Here is a 21,108-nt window from a genome sequence, read left to right on the forward strand (position 1 = left end):
GGTCAGGCGACTCCGGTGGTTTCGAGGAACGGGTAGTCGGTATAGCCCTCACGACCGCCGCCGTAGAACGTCTTCTGATCGCCGACGTTCAGAGGGGCATCGCTCTTCAACCGTTCGACCAGGTCCGGGTTCGCGATGAAGAGCTTGCCGAAGCTCACCATATCCGCGCGACCGCTGTCCACGGCGTCGATCGCCGTCTGCCGGTCATACCCGTTGTTGGCCATATAGACGCCGCTGAACCGTTCGCGCAGCGCCGTGACCTGAGCGGCGGGCGCATCGTCCCGGGCGCCGCCGGTCATGCCTTCGACCACATGCAGGAAGGCGACGCCGTGACGGTTCAGCGCATCCACCGCCAGCCCGTAGGTGCCCGGCACATCGCTGTCGAGCGGGGCGTTGTTCGCCTTGGCCCAGGGGCTGAGCCGGACGCCGACCCGGCCCGCACCGATCTCCGCCACCACGGCCCCGACAACTTCGTCGAGGAGGCGCACACGATTCTCCGCGCTGCCGCCATAGGCGTCGGTGCGGGTATTGACGGCATCCCGGAGGAACTGGTCGATCAGGTAGCCGTTCGCGGCATGGATCTCGACCATGTCGAAGCCCGCGGCGCGGGCGTTGCGGGCGGCCTTCACGTAATCGGCCACGATGCCGGGGATTTCATCGGTCCGCAGGGGGCGGGGCGTGCTCGTCGGCACGAAGCCCTGCCCGTCAAAGGTGCGCGAGCCGGAGGGAATGTCGGAAGGTCCGACCGGATCCTGGCCGTCGGGTTGCAGGGCAGGAATGGACACGCGCCCGACATGCCAGAGCTGCGCGGCGATGTGGCCGCCCTTCGCATGGACGGCTTCGGTCACGCGCTTCCAGCCCTCCACCTGCGCGGCGCTGTAGATGCCGGGGGTGAAGGCATAGCCCTTGCCCTGCGGCGAGATCTGCGTGCCCTCGCTGATGATGAGGCCGGCGGTGGCGCGCTGGGCATAGTACTCCGCGTTCATCTCGCGTGGGATATCGCCTTCGGGCAGCGCGCGGTTGCGGGTGAGGGGGGCCATCGCGATGCGGTTCGGCAGGGTGATATCCCCGACCTTGATCGGGGTGAACAGCTTCGGTTCGGACATTGGGAGGTCTCCTTCTGCGGTTGGAGTAACGCAGAAGAGAGAGCATGGGGTTCCCCGCCGGGGAGTTCAACCCGCTCCGCTCTCTTCCAGTATTTCCAGGAAGGCCGCTCCGAACCGGTCGAGCTTCTGCGGGCCGAGATGACCCACCGCATCCAGATCGCGGAGCGTGCGGGGCCGCGCCTCCGCTATGCGGCGGAGTGCGCTGGCGGTCAGGCTGAGCGGCTTCTCCGTCCCGTCCTCGCCCCGGCCAAGCGTGCGTTGCACCTCCGCCAGCCGGTCGAAGACATCCGCCGCCCCGGTTCCGGCCAGCCTGCGCCGCTGGGGATGCACCGGCTCCGCGCGTTCATCGTTCAGCACGGCCAGAAAGGCAGGGCCATAGCTTTCGAGCTTCTTCGCGCCGACCCCGCTCACGCCCGCCATCTGATCCAGCGTGCGGGGACGGCGTTCGACCATCTCGATCAGCGTCTTGTCCGTGAAGACGACATAGGCAGGCACGCCCTGCGCCTCCGCCAGTGCCCGCCGCTTGGCCTTGAGTGCGGAGAGGAGCGGCGCGTCCTCCTCCGCGACCAGCGCCTTGGCCACGCTCTGCGGCCTTGCGCGGCGCAGAAGGTCGCGGCGGAGCATCACCGGTGCCTCTCCCCGCAGCACGGGGCGGGCGATCTCCGTCAGGCGCAGCGCACCATGGCGGGACGGATCGGGGCGCACCAGATCCCGGCCCATCATCTGGCGAAAGACCGCCCCCCAGCCCGCCGTGTCGAACTCCCGCCCGACGCCGAAGGTCGGCAGGGCGTCATGCCCGCGCTCCCTGACCTTGGGGGTGGCGCGGCCTGTCAGGATGTCGGTCAGATGGCCCACGCCGAACCACTCACCGGTGCGCAGGATGGCGGAGAGGGCCTTGCGGACCGGCTCCGTGCCGTCGAACACCTCGGGCGGGGTTTCGCACAGGTCGCAGTTGCCGCAGGGTTCCGCGTCCTCACCGAAATAACCGAGCAGCACCTGCCGGCGGCAGCCGAGCGCCTCCGCCAGCCCGAGAAGCGCGTTCAGCCGGGCATGATCGGCGGCCTTGCGGTCATCCGGGGCGACGCCCTCGTCGATCTGCGTGCGGCGGAAGCGGATGTCGTCCTGTCCGAAAAGGGTCAGCGTCTCTGCCGGGGCGCCGTCGCGGCCCGCGCGCCCGATCTCCTGATAGTACCCCTCAACGGACTTGGGCAGGTCGGCATGGGCGACCCAGCGGATGTCGGGCTTGTCGATCCCCATGCCGAAGGCGACCGTCGCCACGACGATCAGCCCGTCCTCCTGCTGAAAGCGCGTCTCCACCTCGCGCCGGTCCTCCGCCTCCATCCCGCCGTGGTAGTGGTAGGCGGGGTGGCCCGCCTCGCGCAGCGCGGCGGCCAGAGTTTCCGTCTTGGCGCGTGTGCCGCAATAGACGATCCCCGACAGGCCCCGCCGTGCCTCGGCAAAGGCGAGGATCTGGCGGCGCGGCTGGTCCTTGGGCTGGAAGGCGAGATGGATGTTCGGACGGTCGAAGCCCCGCAGGAATGTCTCCGGGCGCTCGCCGTCGAACAGGCGGGTGACGATCTCCTCCCGCGTCTCCTCATCCGCCGTCGCGGTGAAGGCGGCGAGCGGCACGCCGAGCCTGCGCCGCAACTCTCCGATCCGCAGGTAATCGGGGCGGAAATCGTGGCCCCACTGGCTCACGCAATGCGCCTCGTCCACCGCGATGAGCCGGGTGCCGATCCGCTGGAGCAGCGCGAAGGTATTGCTGGAGGCCAGCCGTTCCGGCGCCATGTAGAGCAGCTTCAGCCGTCCCTCGTCCAGCGCGGCAAAGACCTCCTCCGTCTCCTCCTCCGTATTGCCGGAGGTGAGCGCGCCCGCCTCTACCCCCGCGGCCCGGAGCGCGCGGACCTGATCCCTCATCAGCGCGATGAGCGGCGAGATGACGACCGTCACCCCCTCCCGGCAGAGCGCGGGAAGCTGAAAGCAGAGCGATTTGCCCCCGCCCGTCGGCATGATGGCGAGCGTGTTGCGCCCGGCCAGCACCGCCGCCACGATCTCCGCCTGCCCGGGGCGGAAGCTCGGGAATCCGAAGACGGAGGCGAGAACCGCCTCCGGTGAGGGCGCGGGTCCGGTCATCTCAGTAGAAGGCGGAGGCGTTGTTCAGCAGGATGATCCTGAGCGCATAGATCGCCACCAGCACCACCAGCGGCGCGAGATCGAGCCCGCCCATCGCGGGCAGGATGGAGCGCACCCGCGAATAGACGGGCTCCAGCAACCGGTTCAACCCGTCCCAGATGGAGGCGACCAGCGGCTGGCGCAGGTTCAGCACCTGAAAATTGATGAGCCAGCTCATGATCACGTGAGCGATGACGATGAACCAGACGATGTCGAGGATCAGGAGCAGGATCTGGAGAAGCGAAACCATCGGGAAACCGGGTTGTGGCGTGAGAGACCAGAGGTAAAGCGCCAGCCCCCTGCGCGCAACCGCTTCCGCGACGTTTCGCTTGACCGCGACGACCTGCCCCGGGCAAGCCTGCGCCATGTATCCGCTCCGCCGCTTCACCTGCGAACTGCTCCGCGCCCGCCGCCAGCCCCGGCTTGCTCCCTATGACACGCATGTCTGCGACCTGCGGCTCATGCCCTGGGACATGGACCCGTGGCGGGAGCTGAACAACGGGCGGACGCTGACGCTTTACGATATCGGGCGCATATCGCTGGCGCAGCGGACGGGAATGCTCGACGTGCTGCGCCGGAACCGCTGGGGGATCACCGTTGCGGGCAGCACGACGCGCTACCGTCGCCGCGTGACCGTATTCCAGAAGGTGGAGATGCGGAGCAGGTTCCTCGGCTGGGACGAGCGGTTCTTCTACATCGAGCAGAGCATGTGGCGCGAGGGCGACTGCACCAGCGGCGTGCTGATCCGTGGCGCGCTGCTGGGGGGCGGCAAGCTGCTCCCGCCCGCGTCGTTCATCGCTGAAACCGGCTGGCCCGCACCGCCGCCGCTGCCCGACTGGGTGCTGGCCTGGGGCAAGGCGGATGCCACGCGGCCTTGGCCGCCGCAGATCTGATCTCTCCTGCCAGCGGCGCTTGCCGCCCCGCCCTTCGGAGAGGTGAGCGGGCGGTTTCGCCGGAAGCGGCCAGTCCCGCGGTGGCTGCCCTGATCGCAGAAAGGGGGGCCTGACAGGCCGGCCCAGTGTTCTGGAGTCCCGTCCTGTAGTCCCTCCTGTAATCCCATCGCCTTTCCGGCTCCTTTTGAGGGTGTCGTCCGTGCCCCTGCGTTCACGAATGAGGCGGCTGCCCGTTTTATCGCTCGGCTGGAGGCCGCGGCGGCGCAAGGCATCCTCATCACGATTGCAATGGTCGTCTGCCCGATCCTTTGTCCGGCCGTTTGCCCCTCATCTGTCATAGGCACTGCCCGGCCGCTCGTCCGACCGGCTGATTTCGCAGCCTGCTGGAAAAGCATTCCGGGGTTGCCCTGGGGCGGCGATCTCCCCACACCGTTGAAGACCACCGCAAACCGCGAGTTGGCTCGGGGCCGGGCCGATTTTCCGGCGTTCAGCGCAAGCCCGGGCAGGGGGCCGACTTTTCGGTAGCCTGCCAAAGGCTGACCGGCGGGTTTTGCCCTCGGACGTGGCGAAATGCCCATGACCGCCCGGTCGGCATGGTAGCCGCTCCGGGTCTGATGTCCGGTGTCCGCGCCGAAAGCACCGCGCCCCCGCATCTTCTCGGACTGCCCTGCAAGGTCTCCGGCCTTGCGATCCTGCGGGGGCCGGGTCTAATGCCGCGGGCTCGTTCCTTTCGAGCGGACCATCGGGCGACGGGAGCGGAATTTGCCGAAAATCACAGACGATGCGGCGGCCAAGCGGCGCATCTGGGGCTGGTTCTTCTTCGACTGGGCAAGCCAGCCCTACGCGACGCTGCTGCTGACCTTCATCTTCGCACCCTATATCGCGTCGCTGCTGGGTGACGGAACGCAGGCGCAGGCGGTCTGGGGGTTCGGCGTGGGCTTGGCCGGGGTGGTCATCGCGCTGCTGGCGCCCGTGCTCGGTGCGGTTGCTGACAGGGGCGGGCGGCGGATCGGCTGGGTCGCGGCGTTCTCGGTCCTTTATGTGCTGGGAGCGGCGGGCCTGTGGTTCGCGGCGCCGGGGGCCCCGCATCTGACCTTCGTGCTGATGTCCTTTGGCCTCGGTCTGATCGGGATGGAGCTGGCCACGATCTTTACCAATGCCATGCTGCCCGACCTCGGTACGCGGGAGCAGATCGGGCGGCTCTCCGGCTCGGGCTGGGCATTCGGCTATGTCGGCGGGGTTTTCGCGCTGATCCTGATGCTCGCCTTCTTCGCGGAGGGTGAGGAGGGCAGAACCCTCATCGGCCTTCCGCCCGCCCTTGGGCTGGATCCCGTGATGCGGGAGGGGACGCGCTTCGTCGGCCCCTTCACGGCGCTGTGGTATGTGATCTTCATGGTGCCGTTCTTCCTCTGGGTGCGGGAGCCGACGCGCGCTCCGGGCCCGGGTTTCAGCGGGACGTTGACAGAGGCGGTGGGCGATCTGCGCCGCACGCTTCGCCGCTTGCCGGAGCGCCGGGGCATGCTGGCCTTCCTGCTGTCCTCCATGTTCTACCGCGACGCGCTGAACGGCTTTTACGTCTTCGGCGGGGTCTATGCGGTGGGCGTGCTGGGCTGGCCGGTGCAGTTCGTGGGGATTTTCGGCATCCTCGCCGCGATCTTCGGTGCGGTCTTTGCATGGGCCGGTGGGCTTGCGGACAGCCGTTACGGGCCAAAGCCTGTGATCGTGGTTGCTCTCCTCCTGCTGATCGTGGTCGGGATGGCGGTGATGAGCATTTCGCGGAAAAGCGTGCTGGGCCTGAGCGTGGGGCCGGGGTCTTCCGTGCCGGACATGGCCTTCTTCCTTGTCGGCTGCATCATCGGTGCGGCGGGCGGCGCGCTGCAATCGGCCAGTCGCACCATGATGGTCCGGCAGGCGGAGACGGGGCGGATGACCGAAGCCTTCGGGCTTTACGCGCTCACCGGCAAGGCAACGGCGTTTATTGCGCCGCTTGCCATCGGAATCGTCACGGCGATGAGCGGAAGCCAGCAGATCGGCATCCTTCCCGTTATCGTGCTTTTCCTGATGGGATTTCTGCTGCTACTCTGGGTCGATCCCGAAGGTGAGCAGACGGTTTGAAATCCACGATCAGAGCCTTGGTGTTTTGCGTGCTGGCGGCCCTTGCGGCTTCGCCTGCCGTTGCGGAACAGAAAGCTTACCAGTTTTTCGGGGCTGCGGCGCGCCCTTCCGCGCAGGTGCCGACGCCGATCGGCAGCTATGCCAAGGGTTGTGCGGCGGGGCTGGTGCCGCTGCCGGAAACCGGGCCGACATGGCAGGCGATGCGGCTTTCCCGGAACCGCTACTGGGGCCAGCCGGAGATGATCCGCTTCTTGCAGGAGTTGTCTGCCGCGGCGACGCAGGTGGGCTGGGCCGGCCTCTATATCGGCGACATCAGCCAGCCAAGGGGCGGGCCTATGACCTCTGGTCACGCCTCGCATCAGATCGGTCTGGATGCCGACATCTGGATGCTGCCGCCCTCCCGCCTGACGCTGAGCCAGACGGAGCGGGAGAAGATCAGTTCGATTTCCGTCCGCACGGAGGATCAGAAGCGGGTGAACGGGAATTTCACGCCCGCCCATGCGGCGCTGCTGCGCGCGGCGGCGTCCGACCCGCGGGTGGACCGGGTCTTTGTCGCGGCGGCGGTGAAGATCGAGATGTGCCGCACCGCGAAACGGTCGGATGCGGCATGGCTCCAGAAGATCCGGCCCATCGCCGGACACAACACGCATTTCCACGTGCGGCTGAAATGCCCGCGTGGGTCGCGCGCCTGCGTGACGCAGACGCCAACGGTCGACGAGCTGTCCAAGGGGGGGAGCGGCTGCGACGAGACGTTGGCATGGTGGGTGACGGACTACCTGAACCCGCCAAAGCCCAAACCGGGCGAAAAGCCCGCCTCGCGTCCGCGCGGTCCCCGTGATTTCACAATGGCAGACCTCCCCGCCCAATGCTCAAACGTTCTGGCATCGCGCTGATCGCAGCGCTTCTCATCGCTCCTTCCGTGCTGGCTGAATCGGTCACCAGCCGGTTGGATTTTGTCGGCAGCTTCCGCTGGCGGGTGGAGGATCCGGCTTTCGGCGGCTTCTCCGCCATCGAGGTGAAGGACGACGGACTGGGGTTTTACGCGCTCTCCGACCGGTCCTCGCTCGTGGAGGGGCGGTTCGTGCGGGACGAGAGGGGGCGGATCACCGCCATCGCCTCCGGCCCGGCGAAGCCGCTCACCCTGAAGGGCGGCAAGCCCGCGGAGCTGGATGCGGAGGGGCTGGCGCTTAGCCCGGATGGTGCTTTGTGGATATCGGAGGAAACCCGCCACCGGGTCTATGGCTCCCCCACGCCGGGGCAGGAGCTTGTGCCGTTGCCGCCGGTTCCGGGGAGCGAGAAGCTCATCCGCAACCAGAGCTTCGAGGGGCTGGCGATGGACGGGAAGGGCGCGCTCTACACCTTCCCGGAAAATCCGCAGAGTGACAGCGAACTCCCCGTCTATCGCTTCAAGGACGGCAAGTGGACCATCCCTTACACGCTCCGCCACGACCCGGAATGGCTGGCCGTCGGGGCCGATTTCGGCCCGGACGGGCGGCTCTACCTGCTGGAGCGCGGCTTCGGGCGGCTTTCCGGTTTCCGCTCCCGCATCCGGTCCTTCGCCATCACCGACATCTCCGCCGGGGACGAACAGGTGCTGTTGCAGACGCCGTTCCGCCAATACGGCAATCTGGAGGGGCTGTCGGTCTGGGAGGACGGAGAGGGCTATCTCGTCTTCACGATGATTTCCGACGACAACTTCCTGCCGTTGCTGCTGCATACGGACATCGTGGAATACCGCTCGCGCGAGGCGCTTGATCGCCACGCCTCAAGGGAGTAAGGGCAGGCGTCCGCAAGGTTGCGGGCCAAGTCTCCGCTACCTTGCCAAAACGGAAACCCGACATGCGCTCCTCGCTGCTTCCTGGCATCATTGCCATGGCCACCGTCGTCGTGGCCTCCAATATCCTCGTTCAGTTCCTGTTCGGCCAGTGGCTGACCTGGGGCGCCTTCACCTATCCGCTGGCGTTTTTCGTCAACGAAGTGGTCAACCGGCTTCAGGGGCTGACCGCCGCCCGCAAGGTCGTGTTCTGGGGGCTGGTGACGGGCATTCTCTGTTCCTTCATCGGCACGCAAATCCCCGGGGAGTTCGGCCCGCTCGTCACGCTCCGCGTGGCCATCGGTTCTGCGGTGGCCTTTCTGTGCGGACAACTTCTGGATGCAAAGATCTTTGACCGGATGCGGCATCAGGCATGGTGGCGGCCACCGTTCGTCTCCTCCCTGCTCGCCTCTTCGCTGGACACGCTGCTGTTCTTCTCCATCGCCTTTTCGGGTTGGTTCGTCGCGATCGAACCCTCCAACGACGTGAGCTGGGCCAGCGAAATCCTGCCGCTTCTGGGGGTTGGCCCGATGGTTCCGTTGTGGGTTTCGCTCGGTTTCGCCGATTGGCTTGTAAAAATTGCCCTTTCTTTGATCGTACTGATGCCTTTTCGGGCAATCGTCCGCCGCTACGCTGCAGGGACTGCATGATTTCTGTGGACAAATTTTCCGGCTGTGCCACGTTGATCTTCAACGGCAACAGCGAAAGGAGGTGGTCCAGTGTCTAGAGTGATATTGGAGAGAGGTGTCGGGACAGTCAGGGGGGCCGTGATCTGAAGGCAACCCTTCAGGTTGTAATCCCTGATTGGGTTCGGTCCTAACTGGCCCATCTCCGTAGATCTCGCTGGGGCCGCCCTTTTCGGGTGGCCCCTGTCAGTTTATCGAAAAATGCTTCGCATCACCGATCATATCGTCCTCGCCGACTGGGAGATGACCGAGACCTTCTCCCGTGCCTCCGGCCCGGGCGGGCAGAATGTCAACAAGGTCTCCACCGCCGTCGATCTCCGCTTCGAGGCGGAGCGCAGTCCGCATCTTTCGCCGGAGGTGAAGGCGCGGCTCCGCAGGCTTGCGGGGCGGCGCTGGACGGCGGATGGCGCCGTGCTCATCCGGGCGGAGGAGACGCGGAGCCAGGCGCGCAACCGGGAAATCGCGCGGGAGCGTCTGGCGGAACTGATTCGCGCGGCCCTGGTGCCCCGCAAGCGCCGGATCGCCACGCGCCCGACACTCGGCAGTCAGCGGCGGCGTCTGGAGGGCAAGGCGCACCGCAGCACCGTGAAGTCGCTCCGCAACAGCCCCGATGCCGAAGATTGAGCATCTGGCATCCCTGCGCACAACAGCCCATATTATGGGCGAATGCCTGTTGTTATCTTTGTTTCGCCTTACTTGAGAAAGTGGAGCTTTCCCTAACCGCGCCGAGCTTTCAGTATCGGGATCGAGCAGAAAAAGAAGAAACCCATGCGTCCCTTCGGTCTAATCGATGCGTTGAAGGGGGCCATCGGCCCCGGTCTTTCCCGTCCCGCCGAATTGCAGGTGGGCGCGCTTTGCTGGCGTGAGCAGGCGGGGAGGCGGGAATTTCTTCTGGTCAATACCCTCAACACCCGGCGCTGGATCGTGCCGAAGGGCTGGCCGATGAAGGGCCGCTCTCTGGCGGAGGCCGCTTCCATCGAGGCGTGGGAGGAGGCCGGCGTCCGCGGGGCCTTGAGCGAGCAGCCGATCGGCAGCTATGTCTATGACAAGCTGACCGGCACGGGCCTGCCTGTGCGCTGCGAAGTGCGGGTCTTCCCGATCGAAGTGACGGAACTTGCCGACAGCTACCCGGAAAAGCGCAGGCGTGACCGTCGCTGGGCCACGCGGGAGGAGGCAATGTCCCTGTTGGGGGAGCCCGATCTCAAAAGGCTGATCGCGACGGTCTGACGGGCGTCTCGGGGGAGGATGCATGACCGGACCTTACGGCCCGCCGGAGCCGCCGAATCGCTGGCGCACGCTCGACCGTGATCTGAAGCGCCTCGGTCGTCTGGAGGTGGCCTCCGCCTATGTTTCCCGTCCCCTGGTCGCAGGCGCGATCGCTCTGGTTTTCGTGCTGCTGGCCGGGGGGGCCGCCGTCGCTGTGGGAGGGCGGTCGGACATCGCCGTTCTGGCCGTCGCGGCGGTGCTGGCCGGTTACATGGCGCTCAACATCGGGGCCAACGATATCGGCAATACCATGGGGCCGGCGGTCGGTGCGCGGGCGATCGGCCTTGGCGCTGCGCTGTTCGCCGCGGCCGTTGCAGAGGCCGCGGGCGCACTGATCTCTGGTCGTGAAGTGGTGGCGACGATCTCCGGCAGGCTCATCCCGTTGGAAGGGCTGTCCGATCCCCGGCAGATCATCCCCGTGATGATCGCGGCATTGGCGGCGGCCTCTCTCTGGATCAACCTCGCGGGATGGCTTCGCGCCCCGGTCTCCACTACCCATGCCATCGTCGGTGCCGTTGCGGGTGCCGGGGTCAGCGCGGTGGGACCGGGGGCCGTCAACTGGCCGCAGATCGGCGTGATCGCCGGAGGCTGGGTGCTGTCACCGCTGCTGGGCGGGGGGCTTTCTGCCGGGTTTCTCGCGCTGGTGAATGCGCTCATCGCCGACCGGGAGGACAAGATCGCCGCAGCGCAACGCTGGCTGCCGGTGCTGATCGGCGTGATGGTCGCCGTGTTCGGTGTTTACGTCTTCGTTCGTGCGCTGCCTGCGCTCTCCGTGCCAGCGGTGTTTTTGCCGGGGATCTCCCTTGTCCTGGGGGGCCTCGCCTGGCTCATCGCCCGGCCTGTGGTCAGGAGAGCGGCCATCGGGCTGGAGAACCGGCGCCGGTCGCTGCGACGGTTGTTTGGCCCCTCGCTCGTCATGGCATCGCTCCTGCTGTGTTTTGCACATGGCTCCAACGATGTGTCGAACGCCATCGGTCCGCTGGTGGCGATCGTGGAGGCGTTGGGGCAGGGGCGGGCGCATGCGGGTGGTCCGGCCTGGACGATCCTGCTCGGCGCGGCGGGGCTGTCCGTGGGGCTCGTGCTCTTCGGTGCCCGTCTCATCCGCATTGTGGGAAGCGAGATCACCCGTCTCAATCCCGTCAGGTCGTGGTGCGTGGCGCTTTCCACGGCGATGACGGTGCTCATGGCCTCCGCCGCGGGGCTTCCGGTCAGTTCCACCCATATCGCCGTGGGCGGTGTCTTCGGCGTCGGATTTTACCGGGAATGGCAGGCGCGCCGGGCCGGTCCGCCGCGCGATGCGGCCGCAGCGCCGCCGGAGGTCGCCCGGAGGCGGCGGCTGGTCCGCCGGTCTCACGTGCTGACGATCCTCGCGGCCTGGATCGTTACCGTCCCGCTCTGCGCCGCCTTTGCGGGGCTTATTTATGCTCTCACGCGGCTCGCGAGCCTTGTCTGACGTTCACACGATCACTTCCAGCGGGGTCTGTGCGCCAACGCCGAACACCCGCTTGTAGCGCGCGATCTCGTCTTCGGGCCCCATGGCCTTGTTCGGGTTGTCCGACAATTTTACCGTCGGATAGCCATTGGCGGAGACAGCCTTGCAAACGAGGCTGAAGGGCGCAAGCGCATCGCCGGGCACCAGACCACGGAAATCATTGGTGAGCAGAGTGCCCCAGCCGAAGCTAACCTTCACCCGGCCCGCGAACTGGGCATGAAGCTCCAGAATCTTGTCCACATCCAGCCCGTCAGAGAAGATCACCAGCTTCTGGCGCGGGTCTTCGCCCCTCGACTTCCACCAGGCGATGGCGGTTTCAGCCCCCTCCGCGGGATCGCCCGAATCGATGCGGATGCCGGTCCAGCTTGCCAGCCAGTCCGGCGCATGGTCGAGAAAGCCCCTCGTGCCGAAAGTATCGGGCAGGATGATGCGCAGATTACCGTCATGCTCCTCATGCCAGTCCGCCAGCACCTTGTAGGGCGCTTGCGCCAGTTCGGCGTCATCGCGGGCCAGCGCGGCATAGACCATGGGAAGTTCATGGGCGTTCGTCCCGATCGCCTCCACCTCGCGCCGCATCGCGATCAGGCAGTTGGAGGTGCCGGTGAAGGTCTGGCCAAGGCCCTCCCTCATCGCCTGCACGCACCAGTCCTGCCAGAGGAAGGAATGCCGCCGCCGTGTGCCGAAATCCGCGATGCGAAGGCTTGGCACACCGCGAAGCCGCTCGATCTTTTCCCAGATCTTGGTCATCGCGCGGGCGTAGAGCACCTGAAGTTCGAAGCGGCCCATCGTCTCCAGCACCGCGCGGGAGCGCAGTTCCATCAGCACGGCGAGCGCCGGGATCTCCCACAGCATCACCTCCGGCCACGCGCCTTCGAAGGTCAGTTCATACTGACCGTCCCGTTTTTCAAGCTCATAGGGCGGCAGTCGAAGGTTCTCGAACCATTCCATGAAGTCGGGGCGGAACATCTGGCGCTTGCCGTAGAAGGTGTTGCCGCGCAGCCAGGTGGACTCCCCCCGGCTGAGCGAGAGCGAGCGGATATGGTCGAGCTGCTCGCGCAGTTCACCCTCGTCGATCAGGTCCGCCAGACGCACGTCCTTGGAGCGGTTGATGAGGCTGAAAGTGACGCGCGCATCCGGGTTGTTGCGGAACACCGACTGGCACATCAGCAGCTTGTAGAAGTCCGTGTCGATCAGGGACCGCACGATCGGGTCGATCTTCCACTTGTGATTATAGACCCGCGTCGCGATGTCGGCCATGGCACTCCTCCAGTATCACGCCCTTGTCGCGCATCTCGTCGATGGCGCGGGCCAGCGACCCGTCGAGGTCGATCCCCCGGCAAGCCCCGTTCAGAACCGTCACCTCGAACCCCAGCGAGGCACCGTCGATCGCCGAATAGGCCACGCAGAAGTCGGTCGCCAGCCCCACCAGTGTGATGGACGAGACACCCCGGCTTCTGAGATAGCCCTCCAGCCCCGTGGGCGTGATACGGTCGTTCTCGAAGAAGGCGGAGTAGCTGTCGATTTCCCGCCGGAAGCCCTTGCGCAGGATCAGGTCGGCACGGTCCGTCTCCAGATCCGGGTGGAAGCGCGCCCCTTCGCTGCCCTGCACGCAATGGTCGGGCCACAGAACCTGCGGCCCATAGACGAGGTCCACCGTCTCATAGGGTGTCTTGCCTGCGTGAGTGCTCGCAAAGGATGTATGATCGGCCGGGTGCCAGTCCTGCGTCAGCACCGTAGTGCCGTAATCCCGCAGCAGGCGGTTGACCCGCGGGACGATCGCATCGCCATCGGTCACGGCCAGCGCGCCGCCGGGGCAGAAATCGTTCTGGACGTCGATGACGATCAGGGCCTTGCTGTCGGTTGTCATGGTCCGTTCCTCCTCGGTCCCGGTGCGTTGCGCCTAGAGCATGGCGCCAAGGGCGACGCCCGCAAGGGCAATGACCGCACCGGAGAGCGCGATCAGCACCGGATGCACGCGCTGGGGCTTCGGCTGCGGCGGAGGCGGGTCTGACTGGCGGATCAGCGCGTCCTCCACCAGTCCGGGAAGCCGGGGGCCGAAGCGGGCCATCACCCGCGCCGTCCGGGCAAGGTCATGCGCCACGGCCCGCGGGCCGAGGTTCTGGCGGATATAGTCCTCCACCACCGGCTTCGCGGCCTGCCACATGTTGATATTGGGGTCGAGCGAGCGTGCCACGCCTTCCGTCACCACCATGGTGCGTTGCAGAAGGATGAGTTCCGTCCGTGTCTGCATCCCGAACCGCTCCGTCACGTCGAACAGGTAGGCGAGCAGCCGCCCCATGGAGATGCGCGAGGCATCCATTCCGAAGATCGGCTCTCCCACCGCGCGAAGCGCACGGGCGAAATCGTCCACCGAACGGTCATGGGGAACATAGCCTGCCTCGAAATGCACTTCCGCCACGCGACGGTAGTCGCGCCGGATGAAGCCGTACAGGATCTCCGCATAGACGCGCCGGGTATATTCGTCGATCCGCCCCATGATGCCGAAGTCATAGGCGATGAGCGTGCCGTCCAATGCGACCTTCAGGTTCCCCTGATGCATGTCGCCGTGGAACAGCCCGTCGCGGAGGGCGTGGCGCAGGAAAAGCTGGATGACCCGCTCGCCCAGTTCCCTGCGGTCGATGCCCGCCGCGTCGATGGCGGCGATGTCGCCCAGCGGAATGCCGTCCGCCCAGCCCAGCGTCATTACCCGGCGCGCGGAGAAGCCCCAGAACACCTTGGGAACCCTGAAGCCCGCATCGCCCCCGGTATTCGCCGCGAATTCGTCGGCGGAGGCGGCTTCCGAGCGCAGGTCCAGTTCGCCGGTCACCACGCCGTCGAAATGCCGCACCACGTCTGACGGCCGGAGGCGGCGGGAGGCGGGGGACAGCGTCTCGATCACGCTGGCCGCGAAATAGAAGGCGTCGATGTCGCGGCGGAAGGCGCGTTCGATACCGGGGCGGGTGACCTTGACCGCGACCTCCTCCCCCGTATCCGCGCGCCGGGCATGGTGAACCTGCGCGATGGAGGCTGCCGCGACGGGGTCGGAAAATTCGGAGAACAGCTCCTCCACCGGCGCGCCCAGTTCCTCCGCCACCGTCACCTTGGCGATATCGGTGGAGAAGGGGGGCAGGCTGTCCTGCAGGACGCGAAGCTGCTCCGCCACTTCCGGGCCGACCACATCGGGGCGGGTGGAGAGGATCTGGCCGAATTTCACATAGGCCGGCCCCAGCGCATTCAGCGCGCGCGCTGCGGGCGGCAGCGAGGGATCCCCCTCCGCGCCCAGCCACGCCAGCGGCCAGCCCACCACCCGCGCCAGCAGCCGGAGCCGCGGCGGCGCATCCATTGCGTTCAGCACGATGCCCATGGCGCCCGCGCGTTGCAGCGTGGCGCCCGTCTGAATCAGGCGCCAGATGTTGTGCGGCCCCCGCACCTAGAGCTTCCACCCCGAATGAAGGGCGGCGATTCCCATGGACAGGTTGCGGTACTTGACGTTCTCGAACCCCGCGTCGCGGATCATTCCGGCGAATGTCTCCTGATCGGGGAACTTGCGGATCGACTCGACCAGATACTGATAGCTGTCGCGGTCGTTCGCCACGATCTGCCCCATCACGGGGATCACGTTGAAGGAGTATCGGTCATAGAGCCATTGCAGCCCCTCGTTCGGGATCTGGCTGAACTCCAGCACCATGAGCCGCCCGCCGGGCTTCAGCACGCGGTAGGCTTCGGAAAGCGCGTCCTGAATGCGCGTCACGTTACGGATGCCGAAGGAGATGGTGTAAACGTCGAAGGACGCGTCCTTCAGCGGCAGCGCCATCGCATCGCCCGTCACCCAGTCCAGCCGGTCGGAGAGGGAGGCGGCCTCCGCCCGCTTGCGCCCCTCCACCAGCATGGATTCCGTCATGTCGAGCACAACGGCCTCCGTGCCGCGCGCGCGGGACAGGAAGCGGAAGGAGATGTCGCCCGTCCCCCCTGCCACGTCCAGCAGCCGCTGACCGGGCCGGGGCGCGAGCCAGTCCATCATCGCGTTCTTCCACAGCCGGTGGACGCCGCCCGACATCAGGTCGTTCATCACATCGTAACGGGAGGCGACGCGGGTGAACACGCCGTGGACCAGACCGGCCTTCTCCTCCTCCGCCACGGTGCGGAAGCCGAAATGGGTTGTGCTGTCGTTCTGGGCCATGCTTCCCTCCGGGTGCATTGTCGCGGGCTGCCCGCCCGATATAACGCCCCCGACTTGGAGAGGAAGCCGAAAGTGCCCGAACTGCCGGAAGTAGAGACGGTTCGCCGCGGATTGCTGCCGGTGATGGAGGGGCGGCGCATCCTCCGGGCGGAGGTCAACCGCCCCGATCTGCGCTGGCCGCTGCCCGAACAGATGGCGGAGCGACTGACCGGGCGGCGCGTGGAGGCGCTGCGGCGACGGTCGAAATACATCCTCGCCGATCTGGACGGGGGGGAGACGCTGCTGATCCATCTCGGCATGTCGGGCCGGATGCTGATCGCGCAAGCGGAGGTCGGAGTGTTTCACCATGCACTTCCCGCGGCGGAGAAGCACGATCACGTCGTCCTGACCATGGAAGACGGCGCGCGCGTCACCTTCAACGACGCGCGGCGGTTCGGCATGATGGACCTGTGGCCGACCGCCGATCTTGCTGCGCACCCGCTGCTCGCGGGGCTGGGACCGGAACCGTTCGGCAACGATTTCAGCGAAACCTACCTGGCGGAGCGTCTGCGGGGCCGGGCGATGCCGGTGAAGGCGGCGCTGCTCGATCAGCGCATCGTGGCGGGCCTGGGCAACATATACGTCTGCGAGGCGCTCCACGATGCCCGGATTTCGCCCGAGCGGCGCGTGCGCGACATGACCGAGGCGGAGATCGTCACACTTGTCCCCGCGATCCGCGACGTGCTGGCCCGCGCGATCGAGGCGGGGGGGTCGAGTCTGCGCGACTATCGGCAGGCGGACGGGGAGCTTGGCTATTTCCAGCATTCCTTCCGCGTGTACGGGCGGGAAGGGCTGCCCTGTCTCCGCCCCGGCTGCGTCGGCACGGTGCGGCGGGTCGTGCAATCGGGCCGCTCGTCTTTCTTCTGTCCGGTCTGCCAGCGCTGAGAACCCTTGATCCGTCGGGGCAGGCTGGTAGGTATCTCGCCAGCATCAGGATTGGGAGTGGCGCATGGCCTATGAAACGCTGATCGTCGAGATCGAGGACGGGGTGGAGCTGATCCGGCTCAACCGGCCGGAGGCGCTGAACGCGCTGAACTCGAAACTGCTTGGCGAACTGGCGGAGGCCGTGACGGCGGCCGACAAGGACGAGCGCGTCCGTTGTATCGTCATCACCGGCTCGGAAAAGGCCTTTGCCGCCGGGGCCGACATCAAGGAGATGTCGGAAAAGACCTTCGTGCAGATGTATACGGAGAACTTCTTCACCCCGGAGACGGAGCGGTTCTGCAACTGCCGCAAACCGATCATCGCGGCTGTGTCCGGCTATGCGCTGGGGGGGGGCTGCGAACTGGCCATGATGTGCGATTTCATCATCGCGGCGGAGACGGCGAAGTTCGGTCAGCCCGAGATCAACCTCGGCGTCATCGCGGGGATCGGCGGGACACAGCGCCTGACGCGCTTCGTGGGCAAGTCCAAGTCCATGGACATGCACCTGACGGGCCGCTTCATGGATGCGGCGGAGGCGGAGCGTGCGGGCCTCGTCTCCCGCGTCGTGCCGGCCAAGAGCCTGGTGGACGAGGCGATGGCCACGGCCCGCAAGATCGCGGAGAAGTCGCTCATCACCACGATGGCGGTCAAGGAGACCGTCAACCGGGCTTATGAGACGACGCTGGCCGAGGGCGTGCTGTTCGAACGGCGGGTGTTCCACGCGCTGTTTTCCACCGAGGATCAGAAGGAAGGCATGGCCGCTTTCCTTGAAAAGCGGCAGCCGCAGTTCCGCGACCGCTGATTCACCCTTCCCTTCGGAGGCCGACTCGCTTATAGGCGGCCTCCACATGCGCGTGGGCCCGCTTAGGCATGATTCCGTTCCGCTTCGGCGGAGATTGGGTCTTTGCGCGATCAAACGACAGATCGATAGGATAGAGACCCAATGGCCAATACGCCCCAGTCCAAGAAACGCGCCCGTCAGAACGAAGCCCGCTATGCGGTGAACAAGGCCCGCCGCTCGCGGATCCGCACCTACCTGCGCAAGGTCGAGGAAGCCATCGCTTCCGGCGATCAGACCGCCGCCGCGGAAGCCCTTCGTCTTGCCCAGCCGGAGCTGGCGCGTGGGGTGAGCAAAGGGGTGGTGCACAAGAACACCGCTGCCCGCAAGATGTCGCGTCTTGCCTCGCGGGTCAAAGGCCTCGCAGTGGCCGAGAACGCCTGATTATATATGAATTTCAATAAGTTGAGGGGTGTGCTGCGGCGCGCCCCTCTTCTTTTTGCGCAGCGAGTGTGGCGTTTTTGCGGCGCTGTTACGAGACTGTCGGGATTCGCTGCGACAAAGACCGAGTCAAGGTCGAAGTTCTGTTGCAGCCGGTGAGCACCGCTTGCTAGCTTGGCTGTGCGATTCACATCGTCCTGGGGGGACCTGAGGAAACCCAGTTCGTGTACCGTCGGGCCCCTGCTGCCGCTTGGGGTTCCGATTGGAACGGGCGCGACACCGGTTTCCGTTCGGTGGCAGAAAAAACGCCTGACCGTGCCATTCGGTGCGGCGGTATTCTGTTGCCGGCCTGTCCGATACTGGAGCCTGCTGGTGCAGCCCGTCGGGGCCGGACCGTCCTTCCATCGTGGGGGGCGGCCCGGAAGGTGTTTTTCGCGGGACTGTATGTTGGGCGTACCGCGACTCGCGGTCGGGACGAGTGACCGAGGACGGGATGAAACGCGCCGGAGAGATGATGACGAACGATACCTGGGGACGTGTCCGCGATAACCTCCGCCAGTCGGTAGGGCACAACAACTTCGTGACCTGGATTGCGCCTTTGGAATTCGAGGGGGTGGAGGACGGCGTCGCGCTGTTCCACGTGCCCACGTCCTTTCTGGGGGACTGGGTATCGCGCAATTATGCCGACCAGATCCGCCAGCAGATCACCCTTGCCGGGGGGGCCGTGTCGCGGGTCGAGTTTCGCGTGGCCCCGCGCCGTCCCGCGCCGCCCGTTCAACCGATGCAGGGGGAGTCGTCGCCCGCGGGGCAGAGGGCGGTTCCCCAGCAGATGTCGCGCCCGCCAGAGCCTCAGCCTCAGCCGGCCTACTCCTCCGCACCTGCCGCTCAACCCGTCTCCCCGGCGCAGCGGGCGGGCGAGGATGGCGAACTTCCCGGCGCACCGCTGGATGTGCGCTTCACCTTCGACAGCTTCGTCGTCGGCAAGCCGAACGAGCTTGCCCATGCCGCCGCGCGGCGCGTGGCCGAAGGCGGGCCTGCCTCTTTCAACCCGCTGTTCCTTTACGGGGGTGTGGGGCTGGGCAAGACCCACCTCATGCATGCCATCGCCTGGGAGTTGCAGACCAAGCGGCCGGAGCTGAAGGTTCTCTACCTCTCCGCCGAGCAGTTCATGTACCGCTTCATCCAGGCGCTGCGTGAAAAGCAGGTCATGGACTTCAAGGAGATGTTCCGTTCCGTTGACGTCCTGATGGTCGATGACGTGCAGTTCATCGCGGGCAAGGATTCCACGCAGGAGGAATTCTTCCACACGTTCAACGCGCTGATCGATCAGAACAAGCAGATCGTGATCTCCGCCGACCGTGCGCCGGGAGAGATCAAGGATCTGGAAGAGCGGATCAAGTCGCGCCTGCAATGCGGGCTGGTCGTCGATGTCCACCCGACGGATTACGAGTTGCGGCTCGGCATCCTCCAGCAGAAGACGGAGATTTATCAGGGCCGCTACGGCAATGTACAGCTCGCGCCCGGCGTGCTGGAGTTTCTCGCCCACCGGATCACGACGAACGTCCGCGTTCTGGAAGGCGCGCTGACGCGGCTCTTCGCCTTTGCGAGCCTTGTCGGCAAGGAGATCACGCTCGACCTGACGCAGGACTGCCTCGCCGACATCCTTCGCGCCAACGACCGCAAGATCACGGTGGAGGAAATCCAGCGCAAGGTGGCGGAATATTACAACATCCGCCTGGCCGACATGATCGCGGCCAAGCGCGTCCGCACCATCGCGCGCCCGCGGCAGGTGGCGATGTTCCTGTCCAAGCAGCTCACCTCCCGCTCGCTGCCGGAGATCGGCCGCCGCTTCGGCGGACGGGATCACACGACGATCATGCATGGTATCCGCAAGATCGAGGAACTGGTGATGATCGACCGCCAGCTTTCCGAGGATGTGGACCTGCTCCGCCGCCTGCTCCAGAACTGACCGCGTTTTTCGCGCCTGCGGGGCCTTTCCCCCCCTTGTCTGCCGCCTCCCATGGGCTAAGGTCGGCGCCCCGGCGCCGGTGACTTCAGCGCCGGCAGCAGACGGAGCAGGATAATGAAGATCAGCATCGAACGCGGCGCGCTGCTCAAGGCGGTCGGACAGGCGCAATCGGTCGTGGAGCGGCGCAACACGATCCCGATTCTCGCCAATGTGCTGATCGAGGCGGAGGGAGACCGGGTGAGCTTCCGCGCGACCGACCTCGACATAGAGGTGCTGGATTGCGCGCCTGCCGAAGTCTCCCGCGCGGGTACGACGACCGTTTCCGCGGTCACGCTGCATGAGATCGTGCGCAAGCTGCCCGATGGCGCGCTGGTCACGCTGACCGACGATCCGACCGCGGGGCGGCTGACGGTGCAGGCCGGGAAATCGACCTTCACGCTGGCCACGCTGCCGAAGGAGGATTTTCCGATGATGGCGTCGTCGGAATATGTCTCCTCCTTCAAGGCCCCCGCCGCCGTCCTTCGCCGGTTGTTCGACAAGTCGAAATTCGCGATCTCGACGGAGGAGACGCGCTATTATCTGAACGGCGTCTATATGCACACGGCAACCTCGGAGGAGGGTCCGGTGCTGCGCTGTGTGGCGACGGACGGGCACCGCCTTGCGCGGATCGACGCGCCCCTGCCTGTCGGGGCGGAGAACATGCCCGGCGTGATCGTTCCCCGCAAGACGGTGGGCGAGCTTCGCAAGCTGCTGGACGAGGATGAGATGGAGATCGCCGTCTCCGTCTCCGAAACCAAGGTGCGCTTTGCCACGCCGACGATCACGCTGACCTCCAAGGTCATCGATGGCACCTTCCCGGATTACACCCGCGTCATCCCGCTCGGCAATACGCGGAAGCTGGAAGTGGACGCGGCCGAATTTGCCAAGGCGGTGGATAGGGTCGCGACGATTTCCTCCGAACGCTCCCGCGCCGTGAAGCTCAGCATCGACGAGGATCGGCTCGTCCTCTCCGTCAATGCGCCGGATGCGGGCGCGGCGGAGGAAGAACTGGCCGTGGCCTATGGCGATGAGCGGCTGGAGATCGGCTTCAACGCCAAATACCTGCTGGAGATCGCAAGCCAGGTGGACCGGGAGAATGCGGTGTTCCTGTTCAACTCCTCCGGCGATCCGACGCTGATGCGCGAGGGCGGCGACATGTCGGCGGTCTATGTCGTCATGCCGATGCGGGTCTAGG

General features: G+C 66.2%; 20 protein-coding genes. 13 read left to right on the forward strand and 7 right to left on the reverse strand.

Annotated features, from left to right (window positions below; translation table 11 throughout):
• Window positions 1-2: 2 nt before the first annotated feature.
• From CDV49_RS17150 to CDV49_RS17160, 3 genes are all read right to left on the reverse strand, one after another.
• A complete protein-coding gene (locus tag CDV49_RS17150) occupies window positions 3-1,106 on the reverse strand; it encodes an alkene reductase (protein ID WP_088216617.1) in 1,104 nt (367 codons plus the stop codon).
• 66 nt (window positions 1,107-1,172) lie between these two features.
• Complete coding sequence (recQ, locus tag CDV49_RS17155; protein ID WP_088216618.1) at window positions 1,173-3,239, reverse strand: DNA helicase RecQ; 2,067 nt, start codon at window positions 3,237-3,239, stop codon at window positions 1,173-1,175.
• Between the two features lies 1 nt (window position 3,240).
• Entirely contained in the window at window positions 3,241-3,528 is a 288-nt protein-coding gene (locus tag CDV49_RS17160) for a YggT family protein (protein ID WP_088216645.1), read from the reverse strand.
• Window positions 3,529-3,643: 115 nt separating this feature from the next.
• On the opposite strand from CDV49_RS17160, the gene CDV49_RS17165 reads away from it, so the two are divergent.
• The 8 genes from CDV49_RS17165 to CDV49_RS17200 all read left to right on the forward strand — a co-directional run bounded on the left by CDV49_RS17165 (window position 3,644) and on the right by CDV49_RS17200 (window position 11,504).
• Window positions 3,644-4,171: an acyl-CoA thioesterase gene (locus CDV49_RS17165; RefSeq protein ID WP_088216619.1), complete on the forward strand. Its 528-nt coding sequence runs from the start codon at window positions 3,644-3,646 to the stop codon at window positions 4,169-4,171.
• Window positions 4,172-4,933: 762 nt separating this feature from the next.
• On the forward strand, window positions 4,934-6,286 hold the full coding sequence (locus CDV49_RS17170) for an MFS transporter (RefSeq protein ID WP_256947387.1): 1,353 nt from the start codon (window positions 4,934-4,936) through the stop codon (window positions 6,284-6,286).
• 20 nt (window positions 6,287-6,306) lie between these two features.
• Window positions 6,307-7,179, forward strand: coding sequence for a penicillin-insensitive murein endopeptidase (gene mepA, locus CDV49_RS17175; protein WP_373447813.1), 873 nt, complete (start codon window positions 6,307-6,309; stop codon window positions 7,177-7,179).
• On the forward strand, window positions 7,152-8,063 hold the full coding sequence (locus tag CDV49_RS17180) for an esterase-like activity of phytase family protein (protein ID WP_088216620.1): 912 nt from the start codon (window positions 7,152-7,154) through the stop codon (window positions 8,061-8,063). The genes mepA and CDV49_RS17180 overlap by 28 nt, the downstream gene beginning before the upstream one ends.
• A gap of 62 nt (window positions 8,064-8,125) precedes the next feature.
• Complete coding sequence (locus CDV49_RS17185; RefSeq protein WP_088216621.1) at window positions 8,126-8,749, forward strand: queuosine precursor transporter; 624 nt, start codon at window positions 8,126-8,128, stop codon at window positions 8,747-8,749.
• 237 nt (window positions 8,750-8,986) lie between these two features.
• On the forward strand, window positions 8,987-9,409 hold the full coding sequence (gene arfB, locus CDV49_RS17190) for an alternative ribosome rescue aminoacyl-tRNA hydrolase ArfB (RefSeq protein WP_088216622.1): 423 nt from the start codon (window positions 8,987-8,989) through the stop codon (window positions 9,407-9,409).
• Between the two features lie 144 nt (window positions 9,410-9,553).
• The gene (locus CDV49_RS17195) at window positions 9,554-10,012 is read left to right on the forward strand and encodes an NUDIX hydrolase (protein ID WP_088216623.1); all 459 of its coding nucleotides are present in this window, start codon (window positions 9,554-9,556) and stop codon (window positions 10,010-10,012) included.
• Between the two features lie 22 nt (window positions 10,013-10,034).
• Window positions 10,035-11,504 (forward strand): inorganic phosphate transporter, encoded by a 1,470-nt coding sequence (locus CDV49_RS17200; protein WP_088216624.1) that lies wholly within the window; start codon window positions 10,035-10,037, stop codon window positions 11,502-11,504.
• A gap of 3 nt (window positions 11,505-11,507) precedes the next feature.
• Here CDV49_RS17200 and pncB read toward each other — a convergent pair whose 3' ends face one another.
• The 4 genes from pncB to ubiE are packed head-to-tail and all read right to left on the reverse strand — an operon-like array spanning window position 11,508 to window position 15,723.
• Window positions 11,508-12,800, reverse strand: coding sequence for a nicotinate phosphoribosyltransferase (pncB, locus tag CDV49_RS17205; protein ID WP_088216625.1), 1,293 nt, complete (start codon window positions 12,798-12,800; stop codon window positions 11,508-11,510).
• The gene (pncA, locus tag CDV49_RS17210) at window positions 12,772-13,410 is read right to left on the reverse strand and encodes a bifunctional nicotinamidase/pyrazinamidase (RefSeq protein WP_088216626.1); all 639 of its coding nucleotides are present in this window, start codon (window positions 13,408-13,410) and stop codon (window positions 12,772-12,774) included. Before pncA ends, pncB begins: the two co-directional genes overlap by 29 nt.
• Before the next feature lie 33 nt (window positions 13,411-13,443).
• The gene (gene ubiB / locus CDV49_RS17215) at window positions 13,444-14,973 is read right to left on the reverse strand and encodes a 2-polyprenylphenol 6-hydroxylase (RefSeq protein WP_088216627.1); all 1,530 of its coding nucleotides are present in this window, start codon (window positions 14,971-14,973) and stop codon (window positions 13,444-13,446) included.
• On the reverse strand, window positions 14,974-15,723 hold the full coding sequence (ubiE, locus tag CDV49_RS17220; protein WP_088216628.1) for a bifunctional demethylmenaquinone methyltransferase/2-methoxy-6-polyprenyl-1,4-benzoquinol methylase UbiE: 750 nt from the start codon (window positions 15,721-15,723) through the stop codon (window positions 14,974-14,976).
• A gap of 72 nt (window positions 15,724-15,795) precedes the next feature.
• On the opposite strand from ubiE, the gene mutM reads away from it, so the two are divergent.
• From mutM to dnaN, 5 genes are all read left to right on the forward strand, one after another.
• Window positions 15,796-16,647 carry a bifunctional DNA-formamidopyrimidine glycosylase/DNA-(apurinic or apyrimidinic site) lyase gene (mutM, locus tag CDV49_RS17225; RefSeq protein ID WP_088216629.1) on the forward strand — a complete coding sequence of 284 codons (852 nt, stop codon included), beginning with the start codon at window positions 15,796-15,798 and terminating at the stop codon, window positions 16,645-16,647.
• 64 nt (window positions 16,648-16,711) lie between these two features.
• Entirely contained in the window at window positions 16,712-17,488 is a 777-nt protein-coding gene (locus CDV49_RS17230) for an enoyl-CoA hydratase (protein ID WP_088216630.1), read from the forward strand.
• 141 nt (window positions 17,489-17,629) lie between these two features.
• Window positions 17,630-17,908 carry a 30S ribosomal protein S20 gene (rpsT, locus tag CDV49_RS17235; protein ID WP_035742414.1) on the forward strand — a complete coding sequence of 93 codons (279 nt, stop codon included), beginning with the start codon at window positions 17,630-17,632 and terminating at the stop codon, window positions 17,906-17,908.
• A 511-nt stretch (window positions 17,909-18,419) separates the two neighbouring features.
• Window positions 18,420-19,874, forward strand: a complete 1,455-nt coding sequence (dnaA, locus tag CDV49_RS17240) for a chromosomal replication initiator protein DnaA (RefSeq protein WP_218821999.1) — start codon at window positions 18,420-18,422, stop codon at window positions 19,872-19,874.
• A 114-nt stretch (window positions 19,875-19,988) separates the two neighbouring features.
• Window positions 19,989-21,107, forward strand: a complete 1,119-nt coding sequence (gene dnaN / locus CDV49_RS17245) for a DNA polymerase III subunit beta (protein WP_088216632.1) — start codon at window positions 19,989-19,991, stop codon at window positions 21,105-21,107.
• The last annotated feature ends 1 nt before the right edge of the window (window position 21,108 follow it).

It is taken from the genome of Haematobacter genomosp. 1 (genome assembly GCF_002196855.1).
Lineage (GTDB): Bacteria > Pseudomonadota > Alphaproteobacteria > Rhodobacterales > Rhodobacteraceae > Haematobacter.